The sequence below is a fragment of the Streptomyces subrutilus genome, assembly GCF_001746425.1.
Classification (GTDB): Bacteria; Actinomycetota; Actinomycetes; order Streptomycetales; family Streptomycetaceae; genus Streptomyces; species Streptomyces subrutilus_A.
The window spans coordinates 4936551-4958543 of sequence record NZ_MEHK01000001.1; the positions used below are offsets into that span (position 1 = coordinate 4936551).

Below are 21993 nucleotides of genomic sequence, written 5' to 3' on the forward strand. Positions count from 1 at the left end.
TAGTCCGTGGCGGCGGGCCTCGGGTCGTCCGCCCAGGCCGCCCAGTAGCGATCGTCCCGGGTCAGGTCTCGCCGATGTCCAGAACGACGGTCCGAATCATGCGGTCGGCGTACCGACGCTCAGTTCCACAGCCGGAAGGCCCGGCCCCCCGTGGGGGGCCGGGCCTTCCGTGCTGGTGAGCCGCGCAGCGACTAGGCCTCGAAGACCTCGTCCAGGAGGAGCTGCTGCTCCGCCTGGTGGCGCTTGGCCGAGCCGACGGCCGGGGACGAGCCGTGCGGGCGGGAGATGCGGCGCAGGCGCTCGCCTGCCGGGACGTCCGCGCCGACCGCCAGGTCGAGGTGGTCGATCAGGTTGAGGGCGATGAAGGGCCACGCGCCCTGGTTCGCCGGCTCCTCCTGGGCCCAGATGTACTTCGCCGCGTTCGGGAACTTGGCGATCTCCGCCTGGATCTCCGCACCGGCCAGCGGGTACAGCCGCTCGATGCGGATGATCGCCGTGTCCGTGATGCCGCGCTTCTCGCGCTCGGCCTCCAGGTCGTAGTAGACCTTGCCGGCGCAGAACACGACCTTGCGGACCGCGTTCGCGTCCACCGTGCTGTCGCCGATGACCGGACGGAACGAGCCGCTGGTGAACTCCTCCGCCTTCGACGCCGCGGCCTTCAGACGCAGCATCGACTTCGGGGTGAAGACGATCAGCGGCTTGTGGTGCGGGTTGTGGACCTGCCAGCGCAGCAGGTGGAAGTAGTTCGACGGCAGGGTGGGCATGGCCACCGTCATGTTGTCCTGCGCGCACATCTGGAGGAAGCGCTCCGGGCGGGCGGACGAGTGGTCCGGGCCCTGGCCCTCGTAGCCGTGCGGGAGGAGGAGGGTGACGCCGCTGGTCTGGCCCCACTTCTGCTCCGCCGAGGAGATGAACTCGTCGACGACGGTCTGCGCGCCGTTGACGAAGTCGCCGAACTGGGCCTCCCACAGGACCAGCGCGTCCGGACGGGCCAGCGAGTAGCCGTACTCGAAGCCCATGGCCGCGTACTCGGAGAGCAGCGAGTCGTAGACGTTGTAGCGGGCCTGGTCGTCCGACAGGTACTGCAGCGGGGTGTGGTCCTCGCCGGTCTGACGGTCGATGAGGACCGCGTGGCGCTGGCCGAACGTGCCGCGGCGGGAGTCCTGGCCGGACAGCCGGACCGGGGTGCCCTCCATCAGCAGCGAGCCGAAGGCCAGGGTCTCGCCCATGCCCCAGTCGATGGTGCCCTCGTCGATCATCGCCGCGCGGCGCTGCAGCTGCGGCAGCAGACGCGGGTGCACGGTGACGTGCTCGGGGATGTTGACCTGGGACTCGGCGATCCGCTTCACGACCTCCTGGGAGATCGCGGTGTTCACCGGGACGGGGAACTCCTGCGCGGTCTGCGCGGGAGCCGCCGGGGCGCCGGCGGCGGGCTGCGTGGCGGCCTCGCGGACCTCCGCGAAGACCTTCTCCAGCTGGCCCTGGAAGTCCTGGAGCGCCTGCTCGGCCTCTTCCAGCGTGATGTCGCCGCGACCGATGAGGGACTCGGTGTACAGCTTGCGCACCGAGCGCTTCTTGTCGATCAGGTCGTACATCAGCGGCTGCGTGAAGGCCGGGTTGTCGGACTCGTTGTGGCCGCGGCGGCGGTAGCAGATGAGGTCGATGACCACGTCCTTGTTGAACGCCTGGCGGAACTCGAAGGCGAGCCGCGCGACGCGGACGACGGCCTCCGGGTCGTCGCCGTTCACGTGGAAGATCGGCGCCTCGATCATGCGGGCCACGTCGGTCGCGTACATCGAGGAACGCGAGGACTCCGGGGCGGCGGTGAAGCCGACCTGGTTGTTGATCACGACGTGGACGGTGCCGCCGGTGCGGTAGCCGCGCAGCTGCGACATGTTCAGCGTCTCGGCGACCACACCCTGGCCCGCGAAGGCCGCGTCACCGTGCAGGGCGACCGGCAGGACCGTGAAGTCCGTGCCGCCCTTGTTGATGATGTCCTGCTTGGCGCGGGCGACACCCTCCAGGACCGGGTCGACCGCCTCCAGGTGGGAGGGGTTGGCGACGAGCGAGACCTTGATCTGCTCCCCGTCCAGGCCGGTGAAGGTGCCCTCGGCGCCCAGGTGGTACTTGACGTCGCCGGAGCCGTGCATGGACTTCGGGTCGAGGTTGCCCTCGAACTCCCGGAAGATCTGCGCGTACGACTTGCCGACGATGTTCGCCAGGACGTTCAGGCGGCCGCGGTGGGCCATGCCGATGACGACCTCTTCGAGGCGGGCCTCGGCGGCCGAGTCGATGACGGCGTCGAGCAGCGGGATGACGGACTCGCCGCCCTCCAGCGAGAAGCGCTTCTGGCCGACGTACTTCGTCTGCAGGAAGGTCTCGAAGGCCTCCGCCGCGTTCAGGCGGCGCAGGATGCGCAGCTGCTCCTCGCGCTCCGGCTTGGAGTGCGGGCGCTCGATGCGGTCCTGGATCCAGCGGCGCTGCTTCGGGTCCTGGATGTGCATGAACTCGACGCCGGTGGTGCGGCAGTACGAGTCGCGCAGCACGCCGAGGATGTCGCGCAGCTTCATCATCGACTTGCCGGAGAAGCCGCCGACCGCGAACTCGCGCTCCAGGTCCCACAGGGTGAGGCCGTGCTCGGTGATGTCGAGGTCGGGGTGCTTGCGCTGCTTGTACTCCAGCGGGTCGGTGTCGGCCATGACGTGGCCGCGGACCCGGTAGGAGTGGATCAGCTCGAAGACGCGGGCGGCCTTGGTGACGTCGTCGTCGTGCGAGGCGTCGATGTCCCGGTTCCAGCGCACCGGCTCGTACGGGATGCGCAGCGCCTCGAAGACGTCGTCGTAGAAGCCGCTCTCGCCGAGCAGCAGGTTCGCGACGATGCGCAGGAACTCGCCGGAGGCCGCGCCCTGGATGACCCGGTGGTCGTAGGTCGAGGTCAGGGTCATGACCTTGGAGATGCCCAGCTTGTTCAGGGTGTCCTGCGAGGTGCCCTGGAACTCGGCGGGGTAGTCCATGGAGCCGACGCCCATGATGACCGACTGTCCGGGCATCAGGCGGGGCACGGAGTGCACGGTGCCCAGGCCGCCGGGGTTGGTCAGCGAGACGGTGACGCCGGTGAAGTCGTCCATCGTCAGCTTGCCGACGCGGGCGCGGCGGACGATGTCCTCGTAGGCCTGCCAGAACTCGAAGAAGTTGAGGGTCTCGGCCTTCTTGATGCCGGCGACGACGAGCTGGCGGTCGCCGTTGGCCTTCACCAGGTCGATCGCGAGGCCGAAGTTGACGTGCTCCGGCTTGACCAGGGTCGGCTTGCCGTCCTTCTCCGCGAAGGAGTAGTTCATCGACGGCATGGCCTTGATCGCCTGCACCATCGCGTAGCCGATGAGGTGGGTGAAGGAGATCTTCCCGCCCCGGGCGCGCTTGAGGTGGTTGTTGATGACGATGCGGTTGTCGAACAGCAGCTTCACCGGGACGGCGCGGACGGACGTGGCCGTCGGGACGTCGAGGGAGGCGTTCATGTTCTTGGCCACCGCGGCAGCCGGGCCGCGGAGCGTCACCAGTTCCGGGCCCGCGGGGGCCTCGGTGGCGGGCGCGGCCTGCTTGGCTACGGGAGCGGGGGTGGCGGGCGCGGCCGGTGCGGCGGCCGGGGCCTGGGAGGGGACAGTCACAGCAGGGGCACCAGAGGGGGTGGCAGGAGCAGGGGCGGGGGCTGACACGGGCGTGGGCGCGGGGCTCGGGGCGGCAGGGGCCGCGGCGCGCGCCGCCCCCGTGGCGGCGGCGTCGACGGCCTGCGGAGCCGCGGCGACGGCGTTGGCGGCCTGTGCGGAGGCGCCGTCCGTCGTCGGGGACTTCTTCGGCTCTTCGGCCTTGACCGGAGCGGCGACGCCCCCCGGCTTGTAGTCGGCGAAGAAGTCCCACCAGGCCCGGTCGACCGAGTTCGGGTCCTGGAGGTACTGCTGATAGATCTCGTCGACGAGCCACTCGTTGGCACCGAAGCCTGAGGCAGGGGTCTTCCCGCCCTCTGCTGCTTCGGTCGTGGTGCTCGGGTTACTGGGGGACTGTGGCGACACGGCGGCAACCGCCCTCTTCCGCTTCACAAGGTATGGACAGCGGGAATAAAGGCTACGCCTCCTCGGCCGCGAGATGCAGACCGGGCGGGACTTCCGTCGCCCAGGTCACATCGAACGGCGGGTTTCGCTGCCTGGAATGGCGGGAAACAAGCGCGGTTCGGGTAGGGGGCACCGAGGTTGCGGCCCCCTTGGCTTCGCACCCCTGACGGACCCCGGGTACGTGTGGCCGAGATCATGTCCTTCCCACTCGAACCCTACGTCAACGTGGCGCCTGCGAGCTGCCCGGAAGCGTGACAAGGATGCGGCAGCCCCGTGACGATTCGGCCACGCCGATATGCCCTCCGTGCAGCTCCACGGCCCAGCGGGCGATGGCCAGGCCCAGCCCGGTGCCGCCGTCGCCGGCCCGTGCGCTGCCCCGGTTGAAGCGCTCGAAGACCCGGTACCGCTCGGCCTCCGGGATGCCGGGGCCCTCGTCCCGCACCTCCAGCGCCAGGGAGTCGGGTGCGTCGCCGGCCCGGGCGTGGACCGTGACCCGGCCGTGCGGGGGGCTGTGCTTGACCGCGTTGTCGATCAGGTTCGCGACGACCTGGTGCAGCCGCTCGGCGTCCGCGTAGGCCGTCAGCTCGGGCGGGAAGACGTCCAGGTGCAGGTGCACGTCGTTGCGGGTGTGCCCGCCCGAACCGGAGAGCAGGCCCGGCCGTCCCGCTGCCGCCAGCCCCGACTCCTTCAGCACGCCCGACAGGTACGGCCACACCTCGAAGCGGCGGGCCTTCAGCGGGACCACCCCGTTGTCCACGCGGGACAGGTCGAGCAGCGTCTCCACGAGGCGGCCGAGGCGCTCGGTCTGCTTGAGCATCGTGCGCATGGTCTCCGGATCGGCGGCCGAGACCCCGTCCACCACGTTCTCCAGCACGGCCCGCAGCGCGGAGATCGGCGTGCGCAGCTCGTGCGAGACGTTGGCGACGAGCTCCTTGCGGTGCCGGTCCACCGCCTCCAGGTCGTCCGCCATCAGGTTGATCGTCGAGGCCAGGTCGCCCAGCTCGTCGCGACGGCCCGCCTCGCGCACCCGGCGGGTGTAGTCGCCGTGGGATATCGCCCGGGCCACCCGCGTCATGTCGTCCAGCGGCGCGGTCAGGCCGTGCGCCACGAACTGGGTGATCAGCATCGAGGCGATCACCGAGAAGACGGTGATGAACCGCAGTTCGGTGTCCGTGCGCAGGGCCACCAGCAGCAGGCCCGTCGTGATGAAGACCGAGACCACCACGAGGGTGCCCAGCTTGGTCTTGATCGAGAACGGCGAGAAGGGCCGCAGCCCCGGCCCGGGGTGCCGCCCGCTCATGCCTGCGCCGGGGTCTCCAGGGCGTACCCGACGCCGTGGACGGTACGGATCCGCTCCGCCCCGATCTTCCGCCGCAGCGCCTTGATGTGGCTGTCGACCGTACGGGTCCCGGAGGCGTCGGCCCAGTCCCACACCTCGGCCAGCAGCTGTTCCCGGGACAGCACCGCCCGCGGGGTCCCGGCCAGGCACACCAGCAGGTCGAACTCGGTCGGCGTCAGGTGCACGTCCTCCGCCTGCACGCGGACCCGGCGCTGCGCGTGGTCGATCTCCAGATCGCCCAGCCTCAGCGTGGCTCCGCGCGGGGTGTGCGCGGCCTGTGTGGCCCGTTCCACACGCCGCAGCAGTACGTGCACCCGCGCGGCGAGCTCGCGGATCGAGAACGGCTTGGTCATGTAGTCGTCCGCGCCGACCCCGAGGCCGACCAGCAGGTCGGTCTCGTCGTCGCGGGCGGTGAGCATCAGCACCGGGACCGGCCGCTGCGCCTGGACGCGACGGCAGACCTCCAGCCCGTCGAAGCCCGGCAGCATCACGTCCAGGACCAGCAGCTCCGGCAGCCAGCTCTCGGCCGCGGCGACGGCGGCAGGGCCGTCCGCGGCGGTCTGGACCTGGAAGCCCTCGGCCCGCAGACGCGCCGCGATCGCCTCGGCGATGGTGTGGTCGTCCTCGACGACGAGCACGCGCCGCTGGGCGCCGGGGGTCGCCGAGGCGCCGTTGTGGGTGGTGTGTGTCTGTTCCATGTCCCGGTCCGCCCCTGAAGATCTGCGTGGTGGGGTGCAGCGTAGAGGAGGCACCGGCCTGCGGCTATGCGGGGTTCGGACAGGGCATTTGTGCTGATGGTCCGGGTTGGGGGAGGGATGTACCGGCCTACGGGGACAGCCCGTGGCCGAGTGCGGACACCGGGTCCTCGGTGTCGTCCGGGACCTTCGGGCGGGAGGCTTCGACGGCCGCCGTGGAGCGCGGGAGCTCGAACGGGAGGCGCCTCGACTCCGGCTTCGCGGAGAGCGGAATAATTCGCTCCGGATTTGTCGGAACCGTCGAGACGGTACGTGGCACAAGTGCGGGCGCCCTCGAAGGCGAGGGCCCCCGACATGCCCTAGGGGGTGAACGGGGGCAGGGCGTCCAGGACCTTCCGCAGAGCCGGGGCCAGGGCCTCCTGTTCGGCGGCCACCTCGAAGCCGCCGTGCACGAACGCGTAGGTGAACCCGTCGTACACCGTCGTGTCGCCCGTGGCCATCCTCGGCAGGCGCGCGAAGTCCGCCTCCGCGAGCGCGGTGCGCAAGGCGGCCAGCCCGGCCTCAGGCAGCTTCCCGGTGCCCTCCGGCTCGGTCTGGGGGCCCAGCCGGGTCCACGAGCCGTCGCCCTTGACGACGAGGGTGTGGGTCTGGCCGGCGTAGCCGCCGCTGCGGCCGGCCCGGACCAGGGTCTCGGCCGGAGCCGGCGACGAGGCGGGGGTCGGACCTGCCGTGGTGGGGGCCGGCCCCGCCGTCGTGGGGGCGGTCGCGGTCGGAGCGGCGGGCGTGGGGCTCGGGCCGGCCGACGCGTCCGTCGGCGTCTCCGAGCCGCTCGCCGGCGGCCGCTCGTCCCCGTCATCGGAATCGGACGGTCCGCATCCGGCAGCCAGCATCGTGGCCAGGACCGCCGCCGTCACCGCCACCACTCGGAACGCTCGCACACCCACCTCCGCAGGTACTCCGACCGAACCCCGAGTATGGAGTCCCCGCACCCGCGACAACAGCACCCGGAGGCAGCCATCCGCCGCATCGCCCCCTGGCGCGTGCTCCCGCCGCTGCTCGCCGTCCTCCTCGGCCTGTGGGGCCTGGAGCGCGAAGGCAGCATGTGGCGCGACGAATCCGTCACCTGGCAGGTGGCCCACCGGCCGCTCGGCGGGCTCTGGGACCTGCTCGGCCAGGTGGACGCCGTGCACGGCCTGTACTACCTGCTCATGCACGGGGTGTTCCTCGCCTGGGACGGCGGCCTGTGGGCGCTGCGGCTGCCCTCCGTCGCCGCCACCGCCCTCGCCGCCGCCGCAGTGGCCGCCATCGGGCACCGGCTCGCGGGGGAGCGGGCCGCACTGCTCTGCGGGCTCGTGTACGCCGCCCTCCCGCCCGTGCAGATGTACGCGCAGGAGGGCCGCTCCTACGCCCTCGTCGCCGCGGCCGTGGTCTGGGCGACGTACCTGATGCTGCGCGAGCGGTGGACGGCGTACGCCGTGGTCCTGCTCCTCGGCTGCTGGCTGCACGAGTTCGCCGTACTGGCGCTGCTCGCGCACGCCGTCACCGCCTGGCGCTCGCGCGGCTGGCGCATCGCCGCCGGGGCCGTCGCGGCCCTGCTGCTGCCCCTCGCCCTGGTCAGCGCCCGGCAGGCGGGTCAGCAGCTCGGCTGGCTCGGGCGGCCGTCGTGGCAGGACTGGGCGGCGTACGCGGTGCTCGCGGGCGCCGCGCTGCTCCTCGCCCGGGGCGCCGGCCGGCGCGACCTGGCCGGCGTGGTGCGCGTGGCGCTGCCCCTCGCGCTGCTGCCGCCCGGGCTGCTGATGACGCTCTCGCTGGTCCACCCCTGGTACGTCGACCGGTACGTGCTCTACGCGCTGGCCGGGCTCGCCCTCCTGGCGGGGGCCCGGCTGGCCGCGGCGCGCGACTGGTGGCCGTGGCTGGTGGTCGCGGCCCTGCTCGTGCCCGCCGGCTGCTGGTCGGTGTGGCTGCGCACCCCCGAGAGCCGCAAGGACGACGCGCTCGCGGTGGCCGCCGCGGTCCGGGAACTGGCCCGGCCGGGGGACGCCGTGCTCTTCCTGCCCTCGCGGCGCCGCGAGTGGCTGCTGTCCTCGCCCGGCGTCCACGACGGGCTGCGCGACGTGGCCCTGGCCCGCTCCCCGGAGGCCTCCCACACACTCCAGGGCACCGAGCTGCCCTCGGCGGACCTCCGCGCGGCGCTCATCGCCTCCCCCCGGGTCATCGCCCTGATGGACCCGGCGGGCCAGCCGCTGGACCCGTACTTGCGCGAAGCGGTGAAGCGGCAGACGCTGGCCGCCTGGTTCGACCTGTGCTCGGTCACCGAGGTACGGGGCGCCCGCGTCGCCCTCTACGCCCGCCCGGGCGGCTGCCCGGCCTGAGGCGTGCGGCAGGATCGAGCTCCGACCACCCCGAGAGCCGCCGCGTGACCCCCGACTCCCCCGATCCGTCCGGGCCGCTGGTCGGCGCCGACCGGCTGGCCGCGCGGCTCGCCGAGCCCGGGCTGGTCGTCTTCGACGCCTCCGTGGGCGCGCTCACCGCGGCGCCGGCCGGCGGATCCCCGGCGCCCGCCCCTTCGACCTCGACGGGGACCTGTCCGACCACGGCGCCCCGCCCCCGCACACCATGCCCACCGCCGACCGGTTCGCCGAGGGCGATGCGGGCCCACGTCGCCGCGGCCCTGGCCGACCCGGCCGCCGCCGTCCTCGACGCCCCCACCCGCGAGCGCTTCGCCGGCGCCGCCCCGGAACCCCGCCCGGGCCTGCGCGGCGGCCACATGCCGGGCGCCCTCAACCTGCCCTTCGCCGACCTCCAGGGGGAGGACGGCCGGATGCGGCCCCCGGCGGAGCTGCGCGAAGCCTTCACGGCGTTGGCGGGCGAGCGGGAGCGGCTCTACTTCAGCTGCGGCTCCGGCGTCACCGCCTGCGTCCTCGCCCTCGGCGCCGACCTCGCCGGCTACCGGCGGCCGGCCGTGTACGACGGTTCGTGGAGCGAGTGGGGGCTGCCCTCGAACGAGCGCCCGGTGGCCGTGGGCCCGGCTGGGTGACAGCCGCCCACGCTGCGTTCGCCCCGGGCGAACGCAGCGTGGGGAACAACGGGCGGCGCACATGCATTGAGTCGGCATAGCTCAACTTCACTGCCGAAGGGTTGATCATGGCTTCGACGTCCGCAACGCTCACCCTGCCCGTGCTGCCGCTCGACGACGAGGTCGTGCTGCCCGGAATGGTCGTCCCGCTGGACCTGTCCGACGCCGAGGTGCGCGGGGCCGTGGAGGCGGCCCAGGCGGCGGCCGGCACCGGCAAGCCCCGGGTCCTGCTCGTGCCGCGCGTCGACGGGAAGTACGCCGGGACCGGGGTGCTCGGAACGGTCGAGCAGGTGGGCCGGCTCTCCGACGGGGACCCCGGCGCGCTCATCCGCGGCCGCGGCCGCGTCCGGATCGGCGCCGGGACCACCGGCCCCGGCGCCGCGCTCTGGGTCGAGGGCGAGACCGTGGACGAGCACGTGCCCGACCCGCTGCCGGGCGCCGTCGCCGAGCTCGTCAAGGAGTACAAGGCGCTCGCCACCAGCTGGCTCAAGAAGCGCGGCGCCTGGCAGGTCGTGGACCGGGTCCAGCAGATCGATGGCGTCTCCGCCCTCGCCGACAACTCCGGGTACTCGCCCTTCCTGACCGTCGGGCAGAAGGTCGAACTGCTCGAGACCGTCGACCCCGTCGCCCGCCTCAAGCTGGCCGTCAAGGCGCTCAGCGACCACCTCGCCGAACAGGACGTCGCCGAGTCCATCGCCAAGGACGTGCAGGACGGCGTCGACAAGCAGCAGCGCGAGTTCCTGCTGCGCCGCCAGCTGGAGGCCGTCCGCAAGGAACTGCGCGAGCTGAACGGCGAGAAGGACGGCGAGGAGTCCGACGACTACCGCAGCCGTGTCGAGGCCGCCGACCTCCCCGAGAAGGTCCGCGAAGCCGCCCTCAAGGAGGTCGACAAGCTCGAGCGGGCCAGCGACCAGAGCCCCGAGGGCTCCTGGATCCGCACCTGGCTGGACACCGTCCTCGAGCTCCCCTGGAACGAGCGCACCGAGGACCGGTACGACATCCGGGGCGCCCGCGCCGTCCTCGACGCCGAACACGCCGGGCTCGGCGACGTCAAGGACCGCATCACCGAGTACCTGGCGGTCAGGAAGCGGCGCACCGAGCGCGGCCTGGGCGTCATCGGCGGCCGCCGCGGCGGGGCCGTGCTCGCGCTCGTCGGGCCGCCCGGCGTCGGCAAGACCTCGCTCGGCGAGTCCGTGGCCCACGCCATGGGCCGCAAGTTCGTCCGCGTCGCCCTCGGCGGCGTCCGCGACGAGGCCGAGGTGCGGGGACACCGCCGGACCTACGTCGGCGCCCTGCCCGGCCGGATCGTCCGCGCCATCAAGGAGGCCGGGTCGATGAACCCGGTCGTCCTCCTCGACGAGATCGACAAGGTGGGCTCCGACTTCCGCGGCGACCCGGCCGCCGCCCTGCTGGAAGTCCTGGACCCGGCGCAGAACCACACCTTCCGCGACCACTACCTGGAAGTGGAGCTCGACCTCAGCGACGTGGTGTTCCTGGCCACGGCCAACGTCCTGGAAGCCATCCCGGAGGCCCTCGCCGACCGGATGGAGGTGGTCCGCCTCGACGGGTACACCGAGGACGAGAAGATCGTCATCGCCCGCGACCACCTGCTGCCGCGCCAGCTGGAGCGCGCGGGCCTCGCCGCCGACGAGGTGGTCCTGAAGGAGGAGGCGCTGCGCAAGCTCGCCGGCGAGTACACCCGCGAGGCGGGCGTGCGCACCCTGGAGCGGTCCCTCGCGCGGCTGCTGCGCAAGGTGGCCTCCCAGCACGAACTGGGCGAGCGGGAACTGCCCTTCAGCATCGGCCCCGACGACCTGCGCGGGCTGATCGGACGGCCCCACCACGTCCCCGAGTCCGCCCAGGACCCGGCGGAGCGGCGGACCGCCGTCCCCGGTGTGGCCACCGGCCTCGCCGTGACCGGAGCCGGCGGCGACGTCCTCTTCGTGGAGGCCTCGCTGGCCGATCCGGAGACGGGCGGGGCCGGCCTGACCCTCACCGGCCAGCTCGGTGACGTGATGAAGGAGTCGGCGCAGATCGCGCTCAGCTTCCTGCGCTCGCACGGCGCCGAACTGGAACTCCCGGTCGCCGATCTGAAGGACCGGGGCGTGCACATCCACTTCCCGGCGGGCGCGGTCCCCAAGGACGGCCCGAGCGCCGGCATCACCATGACGACGGCCCTCGCCTCGCTGCTCTCCGGGCGCCAGGTGCGCACGGACGTGGCCATGACCGGCGAGGTCTCGCTGACCGGGCGCGTCCTGCCGATCGGCGGGGTCAAGCAGAAGCTGCTCGCCGCGCACCGCGCGGGCCTGACCACCGTCATCATCCCCAAGCGCAACGAGGCCGACCTGGACGACGTCCCGGCCGAGGTGCTGGAGGGGCTGGAGGTGCACCCGGTGACCGACGTGCGCCAAGTGCTGGAACTGGCCCTGGCGCAGGCCCGGGCGCGGGAGGAGGCGCCGGTCACCGCCGCCGCCTGACGGGCGCCGTACGACGGCCCGGGACCCCGCGCGGCGGGGCCCCGGGCCGTCGGCGCGCCCGCTGCGAAATACTGGCGGCCCACCCACCACCGAAGGAGCAGGACGTGTACGGGAGCGAAGACCAGGAGTTCCTTGCCCTGGAGCGGGAGCTGTCCGTCTTCCTCCGGCGCGCCCGCGCCTCCTCCGGCGAGATGGCCCGCGCCCTCCACCCCGAGCTGGAGCCCGCCGCGTACGGGCTCCTCGTACGCCTGGAGGCGGCCGGCCGGCAGCGGGCCACCGAGCTCGCCGCGTACTTCGGCGTCGGCAAGGCCACCATGAGCCGCCAGCTGCGGGCCCTGGAGGTCCTCGGCCTGATCGCCCGCGAGCCGGACCCCGCCGACGGGCGGGCCTTCCTGGTCGGCCTCACCGAGGAGGGCCGCGAGCGGTTCCTGTGGGTACGGGACGCCCGCCGCGAGCAGTACATGCGCAAACTCGCCGACTGGGACCGCGGCGAAGTGGCGGAACTGGCCCGGCTGCTCAACCAGCTGAACGCGGGCGAGGACACCCCTTAGGCGGCGCGCGGGAGCCCCGCGGGCAGGGCAGCCCGGCGCGCCTCCGGCCGGGCAACCCCTCGCTACAGCTCCGCGTAGACCGCCGAGGCGTCGTCGTGCCGCTTGTACCGGGCCGGCGGGCGCGCCGGGTCGGACTCGAGGGCGCGGACCCGGCCGATCAGCCCCTGCGCGCCCTCCTTGCGCAGCACCGCCAGGCACTGCGCCCAGTCGCCCTCCCCGAACGTGTCCGTCCACCGGCTCGCGCCGTCCGTGAGCGCGGCCACCGCCCGGACCCGGTCGCGCGGGGTGCGCCCGGTCACCGCCCGGGCCGCCACCTCCGGATCCGCGGCCGCCGTGAAGAAGCCGCCCTCGGCGTTCCGCAGGCCGTCCGTGGCCTCCACCGACCGCAGCACCTCCCGGGGGACCCGGTCGAGGCGGTCGTCGAGCACCGCCGTCACCTCGCCCCCGGGCTCCTGGAGGAGCAGGACCGAGTCCGAGAGCACCAGGTGCTCCACGTACGCCTCGTCCCAGCGGACCACGACCACCGTCGCCTGGGGCGTGCGGACGTGAGAAAGGTCACAGGTGTCCCGGTGTGCCTCGGCCGTGGCGCGGACCGCCTCCGCCAGGATCCGGTCCAGCGGCATGTCCCGCCGCGATCCGGACAGTTCGGTCAAACGGCCGCCGAGCCGGGCCGCGAACCACGGCACCCCGTGCACGCAGCCGTCCTCGCCGCGCGGCGGGGTGACCCCGTCCAGGGCGACCAGCACGCCACCGCCCGAGGCGGGGATCGCGGCCGACACCCAGTCCTCATTGGGGCGTTCCGGACTGCCGGGGGCGGAGGCGAGGTCGATGCGCATGCGGACATTCTGCCCGCCGAGGGGGTGCGGAGCGCGGGCAGGTCCGGACCAATGGCCGGGCGGCCGCCCGGCGCCGCCCCACAGGGCGCGGGAGGGCCCGGCGCGCCCCGGCCTCGGAATGTGGGCGGGCATACTGCCAAAGCCCGCGTCGATCTTTCAACCGCCTGTCCACGGACGGGCTCTGACGCCGGATGTCCGAGTTGGTCGCCAACTGATCCTTGATGTTCACTCGTTCGAGTGGCCGGGCGGGCGATGTGCGGCTCTCTTCCCATCGCACTGCAAAGGTCTGAGGCGGTACGAGGGGGCTGGAGGCGTTTACTTGTTGACCGGCCGTTACCTCGGCCACACGAGTAGACGAGCAAGAGCACACGTACAGGATTGCGAGCACCGGTGCAGAAGAAGCGGTCTCGGAAGAACGGCACCGCCACCGACGGCCCGGCCCCCGCAGGACGCCGCGTCCGCGTGCGCCGCAGGCTGGTCGTAGGCGTGGCCGTCGCCGGCCTCACCGTCCTCGCGGCCGGCGCCCCCGCCGTCGTCTCCGCCTCGAGGGAACTGAACGACTCCCAACGCCTGGTCACCCTCGCGGAACGGACCCGGCACACCCTCACCCTCGCCCACCTCCTCGGCGACGAGCGCGACGCCGTCGTCGAGTACGCCGCCAAGGGCCGCCCCGGCACGGCCAAGGGGCCCGTCCAGGAACGCGCCGCCCGCACCGACCGGCAGATCGCCGAGGTCCGGGCCGACGCCGACGAGGCGACCGCCCGCGCCCTCGCCCGCGTCCAGGCCGTCCGCACCGAGGCCGTCGACGGCAAGGGCGGCGCCCTCGCCGCCCACCAGGCCTACGCCGGCGTCCTCGCGGAACTGCTCGCCCCCGGCGACCGGCTCGCCGAACTGACCCCGCCGCGCGCCACGGCCGCCCTCGCCACCACCCGCCCCATGGCCCCGCTGGGCCAGGCCGTGGAACAGGCCTCGGCCACCCGCGGACTGCTGCTCGCCGCGCTGGCCGTCCCCCGCGGCGAGCAGCTTCCGGGCTCGGCCGTCGTCGACGAACTCACCACCGCCGCCCAGCGCTCGCGGGTACGGGAACAGGCCGCCCTGGACGACTTCGCGCGGGCCGCGCGGCCCGACGTGCGCCAGACCCTCGCCGCCACCGTCACCGGACCCGAGGTCAAGGCGGCCGACGACTACCTCAAGCGGCTCACCGACCGGCCCACGCTCACCTCCGCCGACCGCAGGACCGACGCGGCCGCCGTGGGCTCCGCGCTCACCGCCCGCATCGACCGCATGCGGTCCGTCGAGTCCACCCTCGCCGGCCAGCGCGCCTCCGCGCTCGCCGCGCAGCGCGACGACGACGTGACCCGGCTCGAGACCGTGATCGCGCTGCTGGGCGTGCTGTTCCTGGTCGCCGTCGGAGTCTCCACCGCCGTGGCCCGCTCGCTGACCCGGCCGCTGTCCGTGCTGCGCCGCGGCGCCCAGCGGCTGGCGACGCCGGAGGGCTCGCTGGAGCCGGTCCGGTTCACCGGCCGCAACGACGAGTTCGCCGAGGTCGTACGCCACCTGAACGCGGTCCGCGACCAGACCGTCTCCCTGCACACCCGGATCGCCGGGCTCGACGCCGACCGGCGCCGCATCATCGGCCGCAACGAGGCGCTGACCTCCGGCCGGGAGGTGCTGGAGGAGGAACTGGCCACGCTGCGGGCCGGGCTGGAAGAGCACCGCCGGATCATGTCGACGACCTCCGTCTCGCTGTCGCTGCGGACCCTCGGCCTGGTGGAGCGCCAGCTCGCCGTGATCGAGGAGCTGGAGTCCAAGGAGCAGGACCCCGACCGGCTGGCGACCCTGTTCAAGCTGGACCACCTGGCGACCGTCATGCGCCGCCACAACGAGAACCTGCTCGTCCTGGCCGGCCAGGAGCACGGCCACGGCCAGGGCCCGCCGGTGCCGCTCGTCGACGTCATGCGGGCGGCGGTGAGCGAGATCGAGCGCTACGAGCGCGTCGACCTCGCCGCGCTGCCCTCGTACACCCAGATCGCCGGGCACGCGGCCGACGACATCTCACACGTGCTGGCCGAACTGCTGGAGAACGCCACGACGTTCTCCCCGCCGGACGTCAAGGTCAAGGTGTCCGGACGGCTGCTGGACTCCGGCGACGTGGTGCTGTCCGTCGTCGACGAGGGCATCGGCGTCACCGAGGACCGGCTGGAGGCCCTCAACGCCCGGCTGTCCACGCCCGAGGCCTACGACGAGGAGCCCGAGGCGGAGCACGGCCTCGGCCTCGGCCTGTACGTGGCCGGGCGCCTCGCGGCACGGCACGGCGTCACCGCGGAGCTGCGCGCCGCGCGGCACGGCGGCACCGAGGCACTGGTGGTCGTCCCGGCCGCGCTGCTGCCCGCGACCCCGCCGGCCTCCCCGGTCCACACCCTGGCCACGCCGGGCGCGCCCGCGCTGCACCTGCCGGGCGTGATCGCGGAGGCCAACGAGAACACCCTCCCGAGCCGCCTGCGGCGCAGTGCGGCGCAGGACGGGACGGGAGCGGAGGCGGCCGCGGCTGCCGCCGGGGCTCCGGAGGAGGGTCCGGGGGACGGGCCGGCGGCCGACCCGGGGGGCGAGGTTCCGGACGCTCCGGTGGCCGCCCAGGCGGTCGAGGTTCCCGTGGCCGGGGTTCCGGTGGTTTCCGAGGCGGCTCCGGAGGCCGAGGTTTCGGGCGAGGCTCCGGCCGTGGACCCGGTGGCGGCCCCCGCCGCGGAGGTCCCGGGTGGGCCCGGTCCCGAGGAGCAGTTGCTCGCGCGGGTCGTCCCCGACGCGGAAGGGGCGGGCTTCGCCGCGGCGGACCCCGAGTCGCGGATCCCGGCCGGCGCGCCCGGTGCCGCGCCAGGTGCCGACGTACGGGAAACCGCCGCCGAGGCCGACCCGCACCGGCATGCCGCCGCCGAGGACAACTGGCTGCCCCGACAGGGCAGCCACCCCGCCGACCCGGCCGAGCCCGACCCCGAGGCGGTCACCGACAAGGGCCTGCCCAAGCGCACCCCGCGCGCCGTCGCCGCCGGCCGCCCCGGCTCCGGCGACGCACCCCCCGAGCCGGCGCGCAAGGTCGACGCCGACGAACTGCGGCGCCGCCTCGGCGGGTTCTACCAGGGCGCCCAGGACGGCCGGCGCGTGGCCGCCGCCGAGCTCCGGCAGGACCGGGACCGGGACCACGACCAGGACCAGGGCCAGGACCGGCATCAGGGGCAGACCGACCGGGGGGACACCGCACAGGAGGCACGCACATGACCGCGCCCAGTACGTACGGACTGAGCACCCAGGCCCGCAACCTGCAATGGCTGCTGACCGACCTGGTCAAGGAGGTACCCGGCGTCAACTCCGTCGCCGTCGTCTCCTCGGACGGGCTGCTGCTCCTGTCCTCCGACCCGGGAGCGGACTCCCCCCAGGGGCCACGCACCAAGGGCCCGCGGGGCGCTTCCGCCGACCTCGCCACCATCGTCTCCGGCCTCGGCAGCCTCACCACCGGCGCGGCGGCCCTCATGGACGGCGGCGGCGTCAAACAGACCATGGTGGCGATGGAGCACGGCTCCGTCTTCGTCATGGCCATCAGCGACGGGTCCCTGCTGGGCGTGCACGCCGCCCCCGACTGCGACATGGGCGTCGTCGCCTACCACATGGCCCTGTTCGTCGGCCGCGCCGGCCATGTCCTGACCCCCGAAGTCCGCAGTGAGCTGCGCCAGTCGATGGAGAAAACCCCGTGAGGAGTCCGGCCTCCGACCGGCTGCCGATACGCGGCGCCGACCGCCGTCCCGCCCGCGTCCGCCCGTACTCCCTGACGGGCGGCCGGACCCGCTTCACGCAGGTCCTGCTGGTGGAGACCTTCGTCGCCGCCCTGGACACCGGTCCTGCCAAGGCGCCCGACCGCATGCCCGAAATGCCCGCCATCGTCGAGGTCTGCCGCCGCATGCGGACGATCGCCGAGATCGCCGCACTGCTGAAGCTGCCGCTCGGCGTGGTCCGCGTCCTGGTCAGCGACCTCGCCGACCAGGGACGGCTCCGCGTCTACGGCACGGGCCACGGCACCGGCCGTCCCGAGCGCGCGCTGCTGGAAAGGGTGCTCAGTGGTCTTCGCCGTCTCTGACCAGCCGGTCCGGCCGGTGTCCGCGCCGGATGCGGACGACGAGGCCGTCCAGCCGTGGCAGTACGACCGCTCCCGCGCCCCCGTCGCCGTCAAGGTGCTGGTCGCGGGTGGCTTCGGCGTCGGCAAGACCACGTTCGTCTCGTCCGTCTCCGAGATCACGCCGCTGCGCACCGAGGCGGTCATGACCCAGGCCAGCGTCCCGACGGACGACCTGACCGGCACCCCGGACAAGCACACCACCACGGTCGCGATGGACTTCGGCCGCGTCACCCTCGACGACGACCTGGTGCTGTACGTGTACGGGACCCCGGGCCAGGAGCGGTTCTGGTTCATGTGGGACGACCTGGTGCGCGGCGCCGTCGGCGGCATCGTCCTGGCCGACACGCGGCGGCTGCGCGACTGCTTCCCGGCCCTCGACTACTTCGAGAGCTGCGGGCTGCCGTACGCCGTCGCCGTGAACCACTTCGAGGGCTCGGAGTCGTACGAGCCGGAGGACGTGCGGGAGGCGCTGACCATCCCGGCGGAGGTGCCCGTCGTGATCATGGACGCGCGGCGGCGGGCGACGGTCGTCGAATCCCTGCTGACGCTGGTGGGGCACGCCCTGGACAGCACTCCCGAATAGGGCCGGCCCGCCCGAACAGAGCCGGCCCGCCCGAACAGCGACAGCGCTCCCGAAAAGCGACAGCCCTCCCGAACAGAGAACGTGAGAAATGCGCAGGATACTTGTCGTAGGGGCCGGCCAGTCCGGACTCCAGCTCGCCCTCGGACTCCAGTCCAAGGGGTACGAGGTCACCCTGATGTCCAACCGGACGGCGGACGAGATCCGCACCGGGCGGGTGATGTCCACGCAGTGCATGTTCGACTCCGCGCTCCGGCACGAACGCGACCTCCAGCTCAACTTCTGGGAGCAGCAGGCCCCGAAGATCGAGGGCCTCGGCGTCTCGGTGGCGGCCCCCGACGGCAGCCGCGCCATCGACTGGCTCGGCCGCCTCAAGGGGTACGCGCAGTCCGTCGACCAGCGCGTGAAGATGGCCGGCTGGCTCGACACCTTCGCGCAGCGCGGCGGACAGCTGGTCATCCACGGCGCGTCGGTCGCCGACCTCGACTACTTCGCCCGTACGTACGACCTGGTGCTGGTGGCCGCCGGCAAGGGCGAGCTGGTGTCGCTGTTCGAGCGGGACGCGGCCCGTTCCCCGTACGACGCCCCGCAGCGGGCGCTCGCCGTCTCCTACGTGCACGGGCTCGGCCCGCGCCCGGAGCACCCGCAGACCGAGGCCGTGCGCTGCAACCTGGTCCCGGGGGTCGGCGAGCTGTTCGTGATGCCGACCCTCACCACCTCCGGCCGGGCGGACATCCTGTTCTGGGAAGGCCTTCCGGGCGGGCCGCTGGACGTGTTCCAGGGCGTGAAGGACCCGGGTGAACACCTGGCGGTCACGCTGGAGCTGATGGAGCAGTACACGCCGTGGGAGTACGCGCGTGCCACGAACGTGGAGCTGACGGACGCGGGCGGCACCCTCGCCGGCCGTTACGCGCCGGTGGTCCGCAACCCCGTCGGCCGCCTGCCGGGCGGCGGGCTGGTGCTGGGCGTCGCGGACGTGGTCGTCGCCAACGACCCGATCACCGGCCAGGGCTCGAACTCCGCCGCCAAGTGCGCGGCCTCGTACCTGTCGTCGATCCTGATGCACGGGGACAAGCCGTTCGACGAGGCGTGGATGAAGGCCACCTTCGACAAGTTCTGGTTCACCACGGGCAAGCCGGTGACCCAGTGGACGAACGCGATGCTGGGCGTCCCGCCGGAGCACGTACTGAACCTGATCGGGGCGGCCGGGCAGCTGCAGCCGGTGGCGGATCGATTCGCCAACGGCTTCGACCACCCGGCCGACTTCGACGCGTACTTCTACGACCCCGAGGACGCGGCGGACTACTTGGAGTCGGTGGCGGGGGCGGCCGCGGTGGCGGCTCCGGGCTCGGGGTCGGACTCGGCTTCGGGGTCGGGGTCCGGGTCGGTCGTGGGTGACTCCTCGGCGGAGTAGCCGGTGTCGTCCCCCTCCGCCGCGGCCTCGGGCAGCGGCGGAGGGGCGAACTCCGAGAGCGGGACGCCGTCGGGGTCCGGACGCACGGCGCCGAGGAGCGGGTTCGCGGCGATCGGCGAGACCTTGACCTTCGCCCCCGGGCGCGGCGCCTGGATCACCTTTCCGTCGCCGATGTACAGGCCCACGTGGGTGGCCTTGGGGAAGTAGACCACCAGATCCCCGGGCCGCAGCCGGTCCAGCGGGACCTTCGGCAGCGTGGCCCACTGCTCCTGGCTGGTCCGCGGGATGGTGCGGCCGGCGTGCGCCCAGGCCTGCGAGGTCAGCCCGGAGCAGTCGAAGGAGCCCGGCCCCTCCGCGCCCCACACGTACGGCTTGCCGATCTGGGCCGCCGCGTAGCTGAGGGCCGCGCCGCCGGCGGCCGTGGGCGTGCCGGTACGGGTGGGCAGCCGGCCGGAGTCCACCAGCGCGCGCTGCGCCCCGGCGGTGTTCGCGGCCTCGCGCGCGCCGAGCTGTGCGAGCTGCTCGGGGGTCAGGGCGGCGAGCGTCCGCTCGACCTCCTTGAGCTGCGTGGCGACCTCGTCCTTGTGCCGCTTCTGCCGCGCGGCCATCGCCTGCTGGGAGTCCAGTGCCCGGCGGGCCCGGGTGGCGAGGGAGCCGGCCTCCCGCTCGCCGCGCCTGAGCCGCTCCAACACGGCGGCCTGCCGGGCCCCCTCGCGGGCGGTGATGCGCCGCTGGTCCAGGGCGGCCTGGGGGTTGCCGGCGAGCAGCATCCGGGCGTAGGGGGAGATGCCGCGGCCGCCCTGGTACTGCTCGCGGGCCAACCGCCCGAGCAGCGCCTTCTCGGACCCCAGGGCGGTCCGGGCCTTGCCGAGCTCGGCGGTCAGCCGCCGCTCCTCGTCCTGCCGCCTCTTGAGGGCGACCTCGGTGGCGTTGAACGCCTCGGAGGCCTCCTCGGCTTTCTGGTACAGGCCTTGGAGGCGGGTGAGGAGGGCCGCTACGGACTGGGTGGAGGTGCGGGGGGTGGTGGGGGCGTGGGGGGTGGTGGTCGTGGCGGTGGTGGTGGCAGTGGTGGCCGTGGTGGTGGGCGCGCCTGCGGCATTGGGTGCGCCTGCGGCGCTGGGTGCGTCGGGTTCGGCGTGGGTGACGGGGACGGGGCCGGCGGCGACGAGCACCGCGGCGATGCAGGCGGCACGGAGCAGCCGATGTGACAATGGGATCACCTCCGAGGCGCCCGATGCTGCCACGCCCGGTATGACAAATCGCCCAACGGAGTCGGCGGGCCGGGCAGGCTCACCCGGTGGGGGGTGGGGGGCCACGGGGGCGGGACTTCACCCCCCTCGGCTGCACCGTTCCTGAGCCCCGGTTGCCCGCCGGCCCCCCTCGGCGGCGTGGTGGGGCTTCGGGGGGCCGGGCTTTGGCTGGGCCTCATCAGGGAAGCCCCCAAAGGAACGGGCCGGGGGATCGAGCTCCACACGGGGTCATCAGGGACGCATGGCCGGGCCCCAGAGGGCTTTGGCACACCCGGCCCGCCTCCACCGGACGCCGGACCTAGCCAGAGCTACCCGCAGCAGTTCTGAGCGGGGACGGCACAGCGGTGAGCGTGCGCTGAATGATGTATTGAGCGGGCTCAATCCCGTGGTGTGATCATGGAGTACTCGCGACGCTGCCCGGCTCGCTCCTCGTCACCGTCTTCGTGCTCTTTCCCGCGGCCGCGCTGGTGGGGACGGGGGATCCGGGGGCGGCGAACCCCTTCGGCCTCCTGGCCCGCTCGTCGGAGGGGTCGTGGTGAACGTCCTGCCGGTGTGGGCCGTCCTCGTCCTGGTCCGCAAGGCGGCCGCCTCCCGTCGGCCCGGCCGCTGGGCCGCCCGCGAGCCCGTCGGCGCCCCACGTCGTCAGCCTCGCAGGAGGCGGGCCTTCGCCGCGGTGAACTCCTCCGGGGTGAGCAGGCCTTCGCGGGCCAGGGCGGCGAGGGCGGCGAGGTCCGGGGCCAGACCCGACGGGGGCGCGGGGGCGGGCGGCGGGCCGGGCTCCGGGGAGCCGGGGTCCGGTGGCCACGGGCCCTCTTCGTGCTCCGGCTCCGGCTCCGGTTCCAGCTCCGGGCCCCACTCCACGCGCCCCGAGTCCTCCGCCGCGCCGACCGCCCGCCCCAGCAGGCCCCGGGGCGGCGCGTCCGCCGCTCCGGCCGCGCCCTCCACCACCCCCGCCGCCCGCGCCAGCCGCCCCCGCAGCAGCGGACGGCCCGCCGGGCGGTCCGCCGCGTGGACCGTCACTCCCACCGGCCGGATGAACATCACGCGGCCCCCGTCCGGGTGTCCACCGGGACCCGGTCCGGCGGGATGCGGACCGAGCCCACGATCCGGCCGCCCGCCGCGCGCACGGCGATCGCCGCGTCCTCGGCCCACACGTGCTCGACCAGCAGCAGGAGCGCGCAGTTCCCGCGCTCCAGGAGCCCCGCCGCCTCCTGTACGTCCTCCGGCCCGATCAGCCGCGCCACGTCCCGGCCCGTCAGGAGGCCCCGTAGCTCCACGAACTCGTCGAACTCCGCCGCCAGGACCTCCCCGGCCGCCGTCCGCGTCGCCACGAGCCCGTCGATCAGCCGGACCACCCCGGTCTTGCGCAGCCCCATCACCGCCTCGACGGCCGGCACCCGCAGCTGCTCCTCCGGGAAGGCGAGGACGATGAACTCCACAGGTCCCATAGGGCTCGGCTCCTGATTCCGACCGTTTATGACGACTCTTCGGCACACTATGACAT

Annotated in this window: 17 protein-coding genes; 9 read left to right on the forward strand and 8 right to left on the reverse strand. The window is 73.6% G+C overall.

Features of this window, described 5'->3' with window-relative positions; genetic code table 11:
- Nucleotides 1-191: 191 nt before the first annotated feature.
- The 4 genes from BGK67_RS23385 to BGK67_RS23400 form a co-directional block, all read right to left on the reverse strand.
- Nucleotides 192-4067, reverse strand: a complete 3876-nt coding sequence (locus BGK67_RS23385; RefSeq protein WP_069924052.1) for a multifunctional oxoglutarate decarboxylase/oxoglutarate dehydrogenase thiamine pyrophosphate-binding subunit/dihydrolipoyllysine-residue succinyltransferase subunit — start codon at nucleotides 4065-4067, stop codon at nucleotides 192-194.
- A gap of 259 nt (nucleotides 4068-4326) precedes the next feature.
- Complete coding sequence (locus BGK67_RS23390; protein WP_069921920.1) at nucleotides 4327-5406, reverse strand: HAMP domain-containing sensor histidine kinase; 1080 nt, start codon at nucleotides 5404-5406, stop codon at nucleotides 4327-4329.
- The gene (locus tag BGK67_RS23395; protein WP_069921921.1) at nucleotides 5403-6143 is read right to left on the reverse strand and encodes a response regulator transcription factor; all 741 of its coding nucleotides are present in this window, start codon (nucleotides 6141-6143) and stop codon (nucleotides 5403-5405) included. The genes BGK67_RS23390 and BGK67_RS23395 overlap by 4 nt, the downstream gene beginning before the upstream one ends.
- A 356-nt stretch (nucleotides 6144-6499) precedes the next feature.
- Nucleotides 6500-7078, reverse strand: coding sequence for a hypothetical protein (locus BGK67_RS23400; protein ID WP_141754045.1), 579 nt, complete (start codon nucleotides 7076-7078; stop codon nucleotides 6500-6502).
- A 36-nt stretch (nucleotides 7079-7114) separates the two neighbouring features.
- Here BGK67_RS23400 and BGK67_RS23405 point away from each other — a divergent pair, with 36 nt between their 5' ends.
- The 4 genes from BGK67_RS23405 (at nucleotide 7115) to BGK67_RS23420 (ending at nucleotide 12244) form a co-directional block, all read left to right on the forward strand.
- Entirely contained in the window at nucleotides 7115-8512 is a 1398-nt protein-coding gene (locus BGK67_RS23405) for a hypothetical protein (RefSeq protein ID WP_141754046.1), read from the forward strand.
- Nucleotides 8513-8556: 44 nt separating this feature from the next.
- The gene (locus BGK67_RS23410) at nucleotides 8557-9177 is read left to right on the forward strand and encodes a rhodanese-like domain-containing protein (protein ID WP_432215474.1); all 621 of its coding nucleotides are present in this window, start codon (nucleotides 8557-8559) and stop codon (nucleotides 9175-9177) included.
- Between the two features lie 107 nt (nucleotides 9178-9284).
- Nucleotides 9285-11693 carry an endopeptidase La gene (gene lon / locus BGK67_RS23415; RefSeq protein ID WP_069924054.1) on the forward strand — a complete coding sequence of 803 codons (2409 nt, stop codon included), beginning with the start codon at nucleotides 9285-9287 and terminating at the stop codon, nucleotides 11691-11693.
- A 104-nt stretch (nucleotides 11694-11797) separates the two neighbouring features.
- Nucleotides 11798-12244: a MarR family winged helix-turn-helix transcriptional regulator gene (locus tag BGK67_RS23420; protein WP_244291297.1), complete on the forward strand. Its 447-nt coding sequence runs from the start codon at nucleotides 11798-11800 to the stop codon at nucleotides 12242-12244.
- A 62-nt stretch (nucleotides 12245-12306) separates the two neighbouring features.
- Here BGK67_RS23420 and BGK67_RS23425 read toward each other — a convergent pair whose 3' ends face one another.
- On the reverse strand, nucleotides 12307-13080 hold the full coding sequence (locus tag BGK67_RS23425; RefSeq protein WP_069921924.1) for a protein phosphatase 2C domain-containing protein: 774 nt from the start codon (nucleotides 13078-13080) through the stop codon (nucleotides 12307-12309).
- A 390-nt stretch (nucleotides 13081-13470) separates the two neighbouring features.
- On the opposite strand from BGK67_RS23425, the gene BGK67_RS23430 reads away from it, so the two are divergent.
- From BGK67_RS23430 to BGK67_RS23450, 5 genes are all read left to right on the forward strand, one after another.
- Nucleotides 13471-16353, forward strand: a complete 2883-nt coding sequence (locus BGK67_RS23430; protein ID WP_069921925.1) for a sensor histidine kinase — start codon at nucleotides 13471-13473, stop codon at nucleotides 16351-16353.
- Nucleotides 16350-16826, forward strand: a complete 477-nt coding sequence (locus BGK67_RS23435; protein ID WP_069921926.1) for a roadblock/LC7 domain-containing protein — start codon at nucleotides 16350-16352, stop codon at nucleotides 16824-16826. Before BGK67_RS23430 ends, BGK67_RS23435 begins: the two co-directional genes overlap by 4 nt.
- Nucleotides 16823-17206, forward strand: coding sequence for a DUF742 domain-containing protein (locus BGK67_RS23440; protein WP_069921927.1), 384 nt, complete (start codon nucleotides 16823-16825; stop codon nucleotides 17204-17206). The genes BGK67_RS23435 and BGK67_RS23440 overlap by 4 nt, the downstream gene beginning before the upstream one ends.
- Nucleotides 17187-17828: a GTP-binding protein gene (locus BGK67_RS23445; protein WP_069921928.1), complete on the forward strand. Its 642-nt coding sequence runs from the start codon at nucleotides 17187-17189 to the stop codon at nucleotides 17826-17828. Before BGK67_RS23440 ends, BGK67_RS23445 begins: the two co-directional genes overlap by 20 nt.
- Before the next feature lie 88 nt (nucleotides 17829-17916).
- The gene (locus BGK67_RS23450; RefSeq protein ID WP_069921929.1) at nucleotides 17917-19239 is read left to right on the forward strand and encodes a styrene monooxygenase/indole monooxygenase family protein; all 1323 of its coding nucleotides are present in this window, start codon (nucleotides 17917-17919) and stop codon (nucleotides 19237-19239) included.
- Here the strand turns inward: BGK67_RS23450 and BGK67_RS23455 are convergent.
- The 3 genes from BGK67_RS23455 to BGK67_RS23465 all read right to left on the reverse strand — a co-directional run bounded on the left by BGK67_RS23455 (nucleotide 19128) and on the right by BGK67_RS23465 (nucleotide 21937).
- Nucleotides 19128-20483, reverse strand: a complete 1356-nt coding sequence (locus BGK67_RS23455) for a C40 family peptidase (RefSeq protein WP_244291299.1) — start codon at nucleotides 20481-20483, stop codon at nucleotides 19128-19130. The two genes, BGK67_RS23450 and BGK67_RS23455, sit on opposite strands and share 112 nt — an antisense overlap.
- A 648-nt stretch (nucleotides 20484-21131) precedes the next feature.
- On the reverse strand, nucleotides 21132-21530 hold the full coding sequence (locus BGK67_RS39010) for a hypothetical protein (RefSeq protein WP_069921931.1): 399 nt from the start codon (nucleotides 21528-21530) through the stop codon (nucleotides 21132-21134).
- Nucleotides 21530-21937: a DUF6325 family protein gene (locus BGK67_RS23465; RefSeq protein ID WP_069921932.1), complete on the reverse strand. Its 408-nt coding sequence runs from the start codon at nucleotides 21935-21937 to the stop codon at nucleotides 21530-21532. Before BGK67_RS23465 ends, BGK67_RS39010 begins: the two co-directional genes overlap by 1 nt.
- Nucleotides 21938-21993 lie beyond the last annotated feature (56 nt).

Coding starts and splice junctions, on each gene's coding strand:
- BGK67_RS23450 (WP_069921929.1), top strand. CDS start 17,917: ATGCGCAGGATACTTGTCGTAGGGGCCGGCCAGTCCGGACTCCAGCTC.
- BGK67_RS23465 (WP_069921932.1), bottom strand. CDS start 21,937: ATGGGACCTGTGGAGTTCATCGTCCTCGCCTTCCCGGAGGAGCAGCTG.
- BGK67_RS23395 (WP_069921921.1), bottom strand. CDS start 6,143: ATGGAACAGACACACACCACCCACAACGGCGCCTCGGCGACCCCCGGC.
- BGK67_RS23425 (WP_069921924.1), bottom strand. CDS start 13,080: ATGCGCATCGACCTCGCCTCCGCCCCCGGCAGTCCGGAACGCCCCAAT.
- lon (WP_069924054.1), top strand. CDS start 9,285: ATGGCTTCGACGTCCGCAACGCTCACCCTGCCCGTGCTGCCGCTCGAC.
- BGK67_RS23435 (WP_069921926.1), top strand. CDS start 16,350: ATGACCGCGCCCAGTACGTACGGACTGAGCACCCAGGCCCGCAACCTG.
- BGK67_RS23405 (WP_141754046.1), top strand. CDS start 7,115: ATGGAGTCCCCGCACCCGCGACAACAGCACCCGGAGGCAGCCATCCGC.
- BGK67_RS23390 (WP_069921920.1), bottom strand. CDS start 5,406: ATGAGCGGGCGGCACCCCGGGCCGGGGCTGCGGCCCTTCTCGCCGTTC.
- BGK67_RS39010 (WP_069921931.1), bottom strand. CDS start 21,530: ATGTTCATCCGGCCGGTGGGAGTGACGGTCCACGCGGCGGACCGCCCG.